Origin of the sequence: Microbacterium sp. (assembly GCF_047605725.1) — a bacterium.
Taxonomy (GTDB): domain Bacteria; phylum Actinomycetota; class Actinomycetes; order Actinomycetales; family Microbacteriaceae; genus Microbacterium.
The window spans coordinates 58,566-68,918 of record NZ_JASGFE010000008.1; the positions used below are offsets into that span (position 1 = coordinate 58,566).

The window sequence follows — 10,353 nt, forward strand, 5'->3', positions numbered from 1 at the left end:
AGGAGATCTCGACATGCCCCACCCCGACGCCCCCGCCCCCCGCACCCGCATGCTGCTGCTGGCTGCGGCGGGCACCGCCGCGCTGCTGCTGACCGGTTGCGCGCAGACCGGTGCCGAGCCGGGACCGTCGACGTCTCTGACCGCCGAGGCGACCGACCCCAACATGGCCGACGAGATGTTCACGGCGATGATGATCCCCCACCATGAGCAGGCGATCGAGATGAGCGACATGCTCCTGGCGAAGCAGGATGCCGACCCCGAGGTCGCCGACCTGGCCCAGCGCATCAAGGACGCGCAGGGCCCCGAGATCGAGCTCATGGAGGGCTGGCTCAGCGAGTGGGGCTCCTCGATGTCCGACAGCGGCATGAGCGGCATGGACCACGGCGGCACGGACGACGGCATGATGTCGGACGACGACATGACCGCGCTCGAAGAGGCCGACGGCGCCACGGCATCCCGCCTGTTCCTGGAGCAGATGATCGAGCACCACGACGGCGCGATCGACATGGCTCAGGACGTGCTGGAGGACGGACAGAGCCCCGAGGTGCGCGCGCTCGCCGAGCAGATCATCCAGACCCAGCAGTCCGAGATCTCCGAGATGCAGGCGCTGCTCGATCAGAGCTGAGCAGCGTGGGCGCGCGGCCGTCCGACGACCGCGCTGGTCTCACGCCGGCGAGGTCGCGCCGCGGAGCAGCCTGTTCATGCCGTCGTCCATGTGCGCGCGCAGCAGGGCCACGGCGCGATCGGTGTCGCCCGCGATGATCGCCTCGGCCAGCGCCCGGTGCTCGTTGACTCGATGGTCGATCGACTCATACGTCGCCTGCATGTGCGTCAGGCACATGCGGACCTGGGTCAGCAGCGTGCGGTGCATCCGCTGCAGGCGAGGGCTCCCCGACAGCTCGACCAGCTTCTCGTGGAAGCTCATGTCGAGCTCGGAGATCTCTTGGCTGGACGGGTCCTGGCCCTCCTCGTCCACCCCGTCGAACAGCTCCGACAGCACGATCGCCTCGGCCGCCCGGCCGGCGAGGCCGATCTGCTCGATCGCCGCCCGCTCCACCGCGCCCCGGGCCAGGTAGATGTCCCGGACCGTGTCCTCGTCCAGCTCCATCACGCGTACGCCGCGGTTGCGGTGACCGATGAGCAGGCCCTCCTGGGTCAGCCGCTGCAACGCCTCCCGGAGTGGAGCGCGGCTGACGCCCAGACTCCGCGCCAACGCCGCCTCCATAAGCTGCTCCCCCGGAGCGAGCTGGCCCGTCGCGATCGCCCGGCGAAGCTGCCGGGCGATCAGCGTCGGAGTCGTGTCCTGCTGTATGGCCTGCAGGACGATCGGCTTGTCCCGGCCGGCCTCCACCCCTGGAACCACTGTTCACCTCAGCCTCGTTGGTCGGTCCTTTGAGTGGAATCCTAGGCCAACGGGTCGACGGCGCTGGTCGATCATCGGAGGGATACCGTGTCGACAAACGACGAGCCGACAAAACGATGCACAGAACGCCGACGAAAATATGATCTGCGCGTAGACATCATTTTTGTTGACAGCCCTCTCGGGCGGTCCTAGATTGCAAACACGACTTACGGGTTTGGAGCGGCCCCCATCCATCCCGTGCACCTGATGCTGATCCCCGTCCCATCCACCTGATCAGGAGACATCCATGAAAATCATCAGAGGAATCGTGCCGCTGCTCGCCGCCGCGACCCTGCTCGTCGGCGTGACCGCCTGTTCGTCCGAGACGGAGTCGCCTGAGCAGAGCAGCGAGACCAGCGCAGCAGCGGGTACCGGCACCGTCGGCGACATCTCCGAGGGGGTCGAAGCAGATCCTGCCGTCGTCGCCCTGCTCCCGGCCGCGACCAAGGAGAAGGGCTCCATCACCGTGGCGATGGACCTGAAGTACCCGCCGACCTCGTTCATGAACGAGGACAATGAGCCGGCCGGGTACAACGTGGACATCGCCAGACTGCTGGCGGCCAAGATGGGCCTGGAGCTGGAGATCGAGGACGTCTCCTTCAGCACCATCGTCCCGGGACTGACCGGTGGACGATTCGACTTCACCGCCACGAACATGTCGGCGACGCCGGAGCGGCTGGAACAGCTGGACATGATCAACTACTGGCGGGACGGATCGGGCCTGGCCGTGGCGGCGGGGAACCCGAAGGAGCTGGACATCAACACCGACTCCATCTGCGGCACGCAGATCGCGGTGATGACCGGCTCGACGCAGGAGCAGACCTACCTGCCGATGCTGTCGGACAAGTGCACCGCGGACGGCAAGGACGCGGTCGAGACCGTCACCCTGCCTGACCTCAACACCGCGCTGACCCAGCTGTCCTCGGGGCGGATCGAGGGCATCTTCGCCGACCTGCCGCAGCTGGCGTGGGCGGTCGCGCAGCAGAGCAGCCAGTTCGGGCTCGCCGAGGGCCTGTTCGAGAAGCCTGCCGACCTGGGCACCGACCTGGTCGCGATCGGTCTGGCAAAGGGCTCGCCCCTGACTCCGGCGATGCAGGCCGCCATGCAGTCGATCATCGACAGCCCGCTGTACCAGGAGGCTCTGGACAACTGGGGCCTGAGCGACGGCGCCATCGAGACTGCCGACATCGCGGGGTGATCCGCTCATGGATTCAGCCACGAAGCCCCGAGTCCATCAACGGGGGGCGTACGAGTACACCATGTGGGTGCTCTGCCTGCTGCTCGTCGCAGGCATCGTCCACACCCTGATCACGAATCCGCGATTCGAGTTCGACGTCATCTTCAAGTACTTCACCGCGGCAACCGTGCTGCGGGGGCTGTTCCTGACGCTGTGGCTGACGGTGCTGGTCATGCTGCTGGGCACCTTGCTCGGCATCGTGCTCGCGGTGATGCGGTCCTCGAAGGTCATGCCGATCCGATTGCTGGCGATGGCCTACATCACGGTGTTCCGGGGCACCCCGGTGCTGGTCCAGCTGATCCTGTGGTTCAACATCGCTGCGCTGTTCCCCGTCATCCGGATCGGCATCCCCTTCACCGACATCGGCACGACCCTGGACACCAACGCGCTGATCAGCGCGACCACCGCCGCGATCATCGGATTGTCGCTGAACCAGGCGGCGTACATGTCCGAGATCGTGCGGGGCGGGTTCAACTCCGTGCCGCGGGGCCAGCTGGAGGCGGGCGACTCGCTGGGCATGACCGAAGGCCAGAAGCTGATGAAGATCATTCTTCCGCAGTCGATGCCGACGATCATCCCGGCGACGGGGAACCAGCTGATCGGCATGCTGAAGGAGACCTCGCTGGTCTCCGTGCTCGGTGTGGCAGACCTGCTGCAGAGCGTGCAGGTCATCTACGCCCGGACCTACGAGACGATCCCGATGCTGCTGGTCGCGTGCGCGTGGTATCTCATCGTGTCGGTCCTGCTGAGCTACCCGCAGTCCAAGATCGAGGCCTACTACGCGAGGTCGACCTCGGCGCACCGTGTCGTGAAGAAGGATCCACTCGTGACGCAGGTCGTGGAGGTACAGAAATGACCGAACCGCTCTCGCCAGAGATCACACCGAGCCCGCCGCACGCTCATGACGGGCGCGGACCTGCCGACGGACCAGGCTCGGTGCACATCCGCGGCATGCGGAAGTCGTACGGTCACCTGGTCGTGATCGAACACATCGATCTGGACATCTTCCCCGGTGAGGTGTGCTGCCTGATCGGCCCCAGCGGGTCCGGCAAGTCGACCCTCCTGCGCTGCATCGACGGACTGGAGCAGATCGATCGCGGCGTGCTGAAGGTCAACGGCGAGCACCTGGGGTATGTGGAGGAGGAGACCCGGTTCCGCCCGCTCAAGCGCGACCAGCGGCGCAGGCAACGCGCCGACATCGGGATGGTGTTCCAGAACTTCAACCTGTTCCCGAACATGACGGCCCTGGGCAACGTGGTCATCGGCCAGGTCATGACCAAGAAGGTCCCGAAGGGCATCGCCACCGAGCGAGCGTACGAGCTCCTCGCCCAGGTCGGGCTGGAAGGTCGGGAGGACCATTACCCCGCGCAGCTCTCGGGCGGTCAGCAGCAGCGGGTGGCCATCGCTCGCTCGTTGGCGATGAACCCGAAGGTGATGCTGTTCGACGAGCCGACGAGCGCGCTGGATCCTGAGCTGGTCGGCGAGGTGCTCGACGTCATGAAGAAGCTGGCGGAGGGCGGCATGACGATGATCGTGACGACCCACGAGATGGGGTTCGCCCGGGAGGTCGCCGACACCCTGGTGTTCATGCGCGACGGCGTCATCGTCGAGATGGGGGATCCACGGGAGATCATGGCCAATCCCAAGGAGGAGCGCACGAGACAGTTCCTGAAGAACGTCCTGTGAGGGTGGGATGATGGCACAGCTCAGCCCGCTGCTCATGCAGGCCACCCCGATCGTCGTCGAGCACGCGCGCGGCGCCTGGATCACCGCGACCGACGGCGTCGACTACCTCGACTTCACGACCGGCATCGGCGTGACGAGCACCGGTCACTGCCATCCTCGCGTCGTCGCGGCGGCTCGCGAACAGGTCGGCAAGATCATCCATGCCCAGTACACGACGGTCATGCACAAGCCGCTCCTGGAGCTCACCGAGCGCCTCGGCGATGTGCTGCCCGAAGGGCTTGACAGCGTCTTCTACGCCAATTCCGGCTCTGAGGCGGTGGAGGCTTCGCTGCGGCTGGCGCGCATGGCGACCGGGCGCCCGAACCTCATCGCGTTCCAAGGCGGATTCCACGGTCGCACCGTCGCGGCGGCGTCTCTGACGACCGCGGGGACGAAGTTCCGTTCCGGGTTCGCGCCGCTCATGGCGGGTGTGCACATCGCACCGTTCCCCGCGGCGTTCCGCTACGGGTGGGACGAGGACACGGCGGTCGACTTCGCCCTGCGCGAGCTCGACTTCCTTCTGCAGACCACGAGCAGCCCCGCCGACACGGCGGCGTTCATCATCGAGCCCGCGCTCGGCGACGGGGGGTACGTGCCGACTCCGGCACGCTTCCTCGCCGGACTGCGCGAGCGCGCCGACCGGCACGGCATCGTCCTCGTCATCGACGAGGTGCAGACCGGTGTCGGTCGCACCGGGCGCTTCTGGGGGCACCAGCACGCGGGAGTGGCCCCCGACATCCTGATCACCGCCAAGGGCATCGCCAGCGGCTTCCCGCTCAGCGCGATCGCCGCCTCCCGCGAGCTGATGTCGCGCGGCTGGCCCGGCTCGCAGGGCGGCACCTACGGCGGCAACGCCGTCGCCGCGGCCGCGGCCGTGGCGACGCTCGACGTCGTTCGCGACGAGAAGCTCGTCGAGAACTCCGATGCGATGGGCGCTGTGCTGCACGCCGGCCTGCAGGAGCTGCAGCAGCGGTTCCCGAACATCGGCGACGCGCGCGGCCTGGGCCTGATGCGGGCGCTGGAGTTCGTCGACGCCGACGGCGAGGCGGCCCCCGAGATCGCGAGCGCCGTGCAGTCCGCCGCGGTGCGTCATCGCCTCCTCACTCTCACGTGCGGCACCCGCGCCAACGTCGTGCGGCTGATCCCACCGCTCGTGGTGAGCGCCGACGAGATCGCCTTCGGCCTCGCAGCCCTGAGCGACACGCTCGACGAGGTCCTCGGCTAAGCAGTCGACGGCAAGCGCACGATAGAAGGGGCGGGAGGCGAGCCGATCGCCTCCCGCCCCTTCTCGCCCGTCAGCGCGACGAACTGCTGCCCACGGGCTCGGACACGCGGGTCCGGATGTTCATGATGTCGAGGTTCTTCAGGTGGCCGCGCACCGCCGCCTCGGCGTCGTTCGCGATCCGATCCGCCTCGACCGCCGATACCGCCGGGATGCGCAGCAGCGCATCGCCCTCGAGGCGGTGGCCGATCCAACGCAGCCGGATCTGCTCCACCTTCTCGATGTCGGCGACGTGGGTCAGAGCGTGCTCCGCCTCGTCCATCAGGCCCGGCTCGATGCCGTCGAGGAGGCGGCGTCCGACGGACTTGATGGTGCCGATCAGCAGCACGAAGATCGCGACCGAGATCAGCACGCCCACGATGGGGTCGGCGAGCGGAAAGCCCAGCAGCACGCCCAGGCCGCCGGCGACGACCGCGAGCGAGGTGAAGCCGTCGGTACGGGCGTGGATGCCGTCGGCGACGAGCGCCGCCGAGCCGATGCGCCGCCCGGCGCGGATGCGGTAGACCGCGACCGCCTCGTTGCCGATGAACCCGATCACCCCGGCCACGATCACCCAGGAGATGTTCTCCAGCGGCTGCGGGTGGACGAAGCGGTCGATCGACTGCCACAGCGCCACGATCGCGGAGAGGAGGATCATAAGCACGATGAACAGGCCCGCGAGGTCCTCCGCCCGGTGGTAGCCGTAGTTGAACTTGCGCGTGGCCGCACGGCGGCCGAGGACGAACGCGATCCACAGGGGTATCGCCGTCATGCCGTCGGACAGGTTGTGGATCGTGTCGGCGAGCAGGGCCACAGAGCCGCTGAAGTAGACCACGATCGCCTGGAAGACGGTGGTCAGCACCAGCAGGATCATGCTGATGATCACGGTGCGGATGCCGGTCTTGCTCGCCTCCATGGCGTCGTCGATCGAGTCGGCGGCGTCGTGCGAGTGCGGCACGAACAGCCCGTAGAAGAAGCCCTTGATACCGGTCGGGTGCTCGTGCCCGTGATCACCGTGTCCGTGCCCATGACCATGTCCATGGCCGTGACCATGCCCGTGGGCGCCGTGAGCGTGGCCATGATCCCCGTGGTCGTGCCCGCCCTTGCCGTGCGGATGGTCGTGCCCGTCCTCGTCGTGCGGATGCGGATGCGGATGCGGGTGGTCGTGCCCGTCCTCGTGCGGGTGGGGATGCGGGTGCTCGTGCTCCCCTTCGTGCGGATGCGGGTGATCGTGCGCACCCTCGCCCTCGTGGGGGTGGGGGTGCGTGGCGGGGGTGCTCACTGCGCTGTCTCCTTCAATGGTGGGCGAGGCCAGGACGAGTGCGCTCCTCGGCCGTGGCGGATCAGATGGGGTCGGCGACGCCGTCACGCGGCGTCGATGCCGCCGGGCGCCGTCGCCGATTGCCGGCGGTGGTGGGGCGGCACGTTCTCGAGGGAGTGCTCGGCCTGATAGATGGCGTCGACGACCAGTCCGCGCACGTGCTCGTTGGCGAGCCGGTAGAACACTCGCGTGCCCTCCTGCCGGCTGAGCACGATGCGCGCCCAGCGCAGCTTGGAGAGGTGCTGCGACACGGTCGCCGGGGCCTTGTCGAGGATGTCCGCAAGGTGATTCACCGACAGCTCACCGGCATCCAGCGCGAGGACGATCCGCACCCTGGTCGGGTCGGCGAGCATCGAGAACACTCCGACCGCCAGATCCACGTACGGGTTGTCCACGTCGAGAGGAGTCTGCGAACCTTCGTGCATACGAAGATATTAGCACACGATGATTCGCAGATTACGAGCTTGCGGGCACGCCACGGACTCAGCCGATGCCGATCCGGTTGACGATGACGTTCTTCGGCTCGCTGAGCTCGCGCACGGCGCTGGCCACCCCCTCACGGCCCACGCCGGAGCGCTTGGGACCGCCGAACGGCATCGCGTCGATGCGGAAGTCGCTGGTGTCGTTGATCAGCACACTGCCCACGTGAAGGCGTTCCGCGGCGTGCAGCGCCGTCTCCAGCGACGCCGTGTACACGCCGGCCTGCATCCCGAAGTCGGTGTCGTCCACGCGGTGCAGCGCCTCGTCGAGGTCGGTGAAGCTCATGATCGACACCACCGGCCCGAACACCTCCTCGCGCATGACCCGCGCGTCATCCGGCACGTCGACGAGCACCGTCGGCTCGTAGAACGCGCCGTGTCGGATGCCACCGGACCGGACGATCGCGCCGGCGGCCACCGCCTCCTGCACCCACTCCTCGACCCGACGCGCCTCGCGCTCGGTGATGAGCGGCCCGACATCCGTCTCGGCGTCGCGCTTGGAGCCGACCCGCAGCCGCCCCGTGCCGGCGACCACGCGCGCCACGAGCTCGTCGTACACCGACTCGTGCGCGAACACGCGCTGGACCGACAGGCAGTTCTGCCCCGCGACGCCGAAGGCGCCGTCGACCACCGCCGCTGCCGCCTCCGCGACGTCGGCGTCGGCGCAGACCACGACGGCGTTGTTGCCGCCGAGCTCCATGAGGATCTTGCGCGCTCCGGCCAGCCGCGCCAGCACGTCGCCGGTGGCGGGGCCTCCGGTGAACGACACCGCGGCCACGCGCGGGTCGCTCACGAGAGCGCTGCTGGCATCCCGCGTCGCGACGAGCGCCGCCATGCGGTTCGCCGGCATGCCCGCGCGCAGCAGCACGTCGACCAGGGCCAGCGCGGACAGGGGCGTGGTCGCGGCCGGCTTCAGCACGATCGCGTTGCCCGCGATGAGCCCGGGGCCCACCTTGTGCGCCACCAGGTTGAGCGGATCGTTGAACGGCGTGATCGCCGCCACCACCCCCAGTGGCTCGCGACGGTTCCAGCCGATGCGCCCGCTGCCGCGCGCGGAGTCGCTCAGCGGGAGCGTCTCGCCCTCCAGCAGCGGGGCGGCCGCCGCCGACAGCCGCAGCGTCTCGGCGGCGCGGGATGCCTCGCGCCGGGCCTCGGTGATCGTCTTGCTGCTCTCGGCCGAGACGATCCGGGCGATGCGCTCATGCTCCTCCCGCAGCAGCGCCGCCGCCCGCTCGAGGGTCTCCCGGCGCCGCCAGAGCTCCCACGGCTCCCGCAGTCCGGCAGCGACCGTGCCGACCGCGTCGGACATCTCCTGCGCGTCGGCGGTGTGCACGTGCGCGATCGGGCTGTCGTCCTCGGGGTCGCTCACCACGAGGTCGAGCCCGGTCGTGATCCAGCGGACGCCGGTGTAGCCTCCGCCGGGGATGCCGAGACCGGCGAGCTCGCTCATCCGCACGGAGTCCGCCGCCATTCAGCTGATCCGATCCTGCAGCCCGTAGTAGGCGCCGCCGACCCGCAGATGCAGCCACGGCTGCCCGAAGTAGCCGGGGATCCAGGGGTTGCGCAGGTCGCGCCACGGGTTCGCCTCGGGATGACCGGCGGTGACCTCGCTCATCACCTTGCCCATGTACGTCGCCATCTGCACGCCGTGCCCGGAATAGCTCGTGGAGTAGAAGATCCCGTCGTGCTCGCCGGCGTGCACCATCTGGTCCATCGAGATGTCGACCAGGCCGCCCCACATGTAGTCGATGCGCGCGTCGCGGAGCTTCGGGAAGACGTAGTGCATCGCCTTCTCCAGGATCTCGCCGCTCTTGCGATCGGACGACGGATCGCTCAGCGCGAAGCGCGCACGGCCGCCGAACAGCATGCGGTTGTCGGGCGTGATACGGAAGTAGTAGATGAAGTTCTTGCTGTCCGAGGCCATCCGCCGGTTCGGCAGCAGCTCGTCGACGAGTTCCTGCGGCAGGGGCTCGGTGACGACGATGAAGCTCCCGACCGGGACGATGCGGCGCTGGATCCAGCCGAACGGTCGACCGGTGTAGCCGCTGGTGCCGACGACGACCTTTCCCGCGCGCACGGTCCCGCGCGTGGTCACCAGGTCGAACGCCGCTCCCCCGGCGACCTTGCGCACGTCGGTGACCTCGGCGTGCTCATGGATGGTGGCGCCCTGCTCGAGGGCGAGGCCCGCCAGTGCGTGCCCGAACTTGCCCACGTGCAACCCGGCGCCGGTCGGGTCGACCATCGCGCCGTGGTAGACGTCTGAGCCGATCTCCGTCCGGATGTCGGCCCGGCCCACCAGGTGCACGGGCTGGTCCACCAGGCGCTTGAGCGCCTCGGCGGTCTTCTGCATCCCCTCCCAGTGCGACTGCTTCCACGCCAGGTTCATCTTCCCGGCGCGGGCATAGTCGACATCGAGCGCGTTGTCGGTGACCAGCTGCTCGATCAGATCGATCGCGTTGTTGTACTCCTTGAAGTAGGAGACGGCGCGCTGTTCGCCGTAGCGCTTCAGCGCGTCGCGGAACCCGATGGCCAATCCCGTCGTCGCCATGCCGCCGTTTCGACCGGACGCGCCCCAGTTCACGGTGTGCGCCTCCAGCACGGCGACCGACCTGCCGGACTTCGCGGTGTGGTAGCCCGTCGACAAACCGGTGAACCCCGCGCCGACGACGGCGACATCCACCTCCTTCGGAACCTCGGTCTCGGTGTAGTCGCCACTGGGGGTGGCGGTGTCGAGCCAGTAGGAACGCATTTTCACAGGGGTGTCTCCAAGCGATTGACGATGGGGGTGGGAGGGGTTGTGATCGAGGGGTGCCGACACGCTCGTGGTCGACCGGGGGGCGCCCCCCGCGCCCAACAAAATCTGTAACCAGCACGGCCAGCCCAAAAAACAAAAAAAAAAACACAAAAAAAATAAAAAAAAAAAAAAAA

At 68.1% G+C, this 10,353-nt stretch carries 10 protein-coding genes; 5 read left to right on the forward strand and 5 right to left on the reverse strand.

All coding sequences use genetic code 11. The features are described from left to right. Positions 1 to 13 precede the first annotated feature (13 nt). The gene (locus tag QM641_RS03150) at positions 14 to 625 is read left to right on the forward strand and encodes a DUF305 domain-containing protein (RefSeq protein WP_415113347.1); all 612 of its coding nucleotides are present in this window, start codon (positions 14 to 16) and stop codon (positions 623 to 625) included. A 39-nt stretch (positions 626 to 664) separates the two neighbouring features. Here the strand turns inward: QM641_RS03150 and QM641_RS03155 are convergent, their stop codons facing one another. Further along, positions 665 to 1,363: a GntR family transcriptional regulator gene (locus QM641_RS03155; protein WP_415113349.1), complete on the reverse strand. Its 699-nt coding sequence runs from the start codon at positions 1,361 to 1,363 to the stop codon at positions 665 to 667. A 286-nt stretch (positions 1,364 to 1,649) separates the two neighbouring features. Between QM641_RS03155 and QM641_RS03160 the strand changes: the two genes are divergently transcribed. From QM641_RS03160 to QM641_RS03175, 4 genes are all read left to right on the forward strand, one after another. Then, positions 1,650 to 2,600: a transporter substrate-binding domain-containing protein gene (locus tag QM641_RS03160; protein ID WP_415113351.1), complete on the forward strand. Its 951-nt coding sequence runs from the start codon at positions 1,650 to 1,652 to the stop codon at positions 2,598 to 2,600. A gap of 7 nt (positions 2,601 to 2,607) precedes the next feature. Next, positions 2,608 to 3,495, forward strand: a complete 888-nt coding sequence (locus QM641_RS03165) for an amino acid ABC transporter permease (RefSeq protein ID WP_415113353.1) — start codon at positions 2,608 to 2,610, stop codon at positions 3,493 to 3,495. Between the two features lie 95 nt (positions 3,496 to 3,590). Further along, a complete protein-coding gene (locus QM641_RS03170) occupies positions 3,591 to 4,325 on the forward strand; it encodes an amino acid ABC transporter ATP-binding protein (RefSeq protein WP_415113355.1) in 735 nt (244 codons plus the stop codon). Between the two features lie 10 nt (positions 4,326 to 4,335). Beyond that, a complete protein-coding gene (locus tag QM641_RS03175; RefSeq protein WP_415113357.1) occupies positions 4,336 to 5,589 on the forward strand; it encodes an aspartate aminotransferase family protein in 1,254 nt (417 codons plus the stop codon). A gap of 70 nt (positions 5,590 to 5,659) precedes the next feature. Here QM641_RS03175 and QM641_RS03180 read toward each other — a convergent pair whose 3' ends face one another. From QM641_RS03180 to QM641_RS03195, 4 genes are all read right to left on the reverse strand, one after another. Next, entirely contained in the window at positions 5,660 to 6,907 is a 1,248-nt protein-coding gene (locus QM641_RS03180) for a cation diffusion facilitator family transporter (protein ID WP_415113359.1), read from the reverse strand. 83 nt (positions 6,908 to 6,990) lie between these two features. Beyond that, positions 6,991 to 7,371, reverse strand: coding sequence for an ArsR/SmtB family transcription factor (locus QM641_RS03185; protein WP_415113361.1), 381 nt, complete (start codon positions 7,369 to 7,371; stop codon positions 6,991 to 6,993). Positions 7,372 to 7,429: 58 nt separating this feature from the next. Further along, complete coding sequence (locus QM641_RS03190; RefSeq protein WP_415113363.1) at positions 7,430 to 8,896, reverse strand: aldehyde dehydrogenase family protein; 1,467 nt, start codon at positions 8,894 to 8,896, stop codon at positions 7,430 to 7,432. After that, positions 8,897 to 10,353, reverse strand: a 1,457-nt coding sequence (locus QM641_RS03195; protein ID WP_415113365.1) for an NAD(P)/FAD-dependent oxidoreductase, incomplete at its 5' end; no start/stop codon positions are given.

Excerpts from the sequence above, each read along its gene's own strand:
- QM641_RS03150 (WP_415113347.1), top strand. The coding sequence starts at position 14 with ATGCCCCACCCCGACGCCCCCGCCCCCCGCACCCGCATGCTGCTGCTG.
- QM641_RS03160 (WP_415113351.1), top strand. The coding sequence starts at position 1,650 with ATGAAAATCATCAGAGGAATCGTGCCGCTGCTCGCCGCCGCGACCCTG.
- QM641_RS03165 (WP_415113353.1), top strand. The coding sequence starts at position 2,608 with ATGGATTCAGCCACGAAGCCCCGAGTCCATCAACGGGGGGCGTACGAG.
- QM641_RS03170 (WP_415113355.1), top strand. The coding sequence starts at position 3,591 with ATGCGGAAGTCGTACGGTCACCTGGTCGTGATCGAACACATCGATCTG.
- QM641_RS03175 (WP_415113357.1), top strand. The coding sequence starts at position 4,336 with ATGGCACAGCTCAGCCCGCTGCTCATGCAGGCCACCCCGATCGTCGTC.
- QM641_RS03185 (WP_415113361.1), bottom strand. The coding sequence starts at position 7,371 with ATGCACGAAGGTTCGCAGACTCCTCTCGACGTGGACAACCCGTACGTG.
- QM641_RS03190 (WP_415113363.1), bottom strand. The coding sequence starts at position 8,896 with ATGGCGGCGGACTCCGTGCGGATGAGCGAGCTCGCCGGTCTCGGCATC.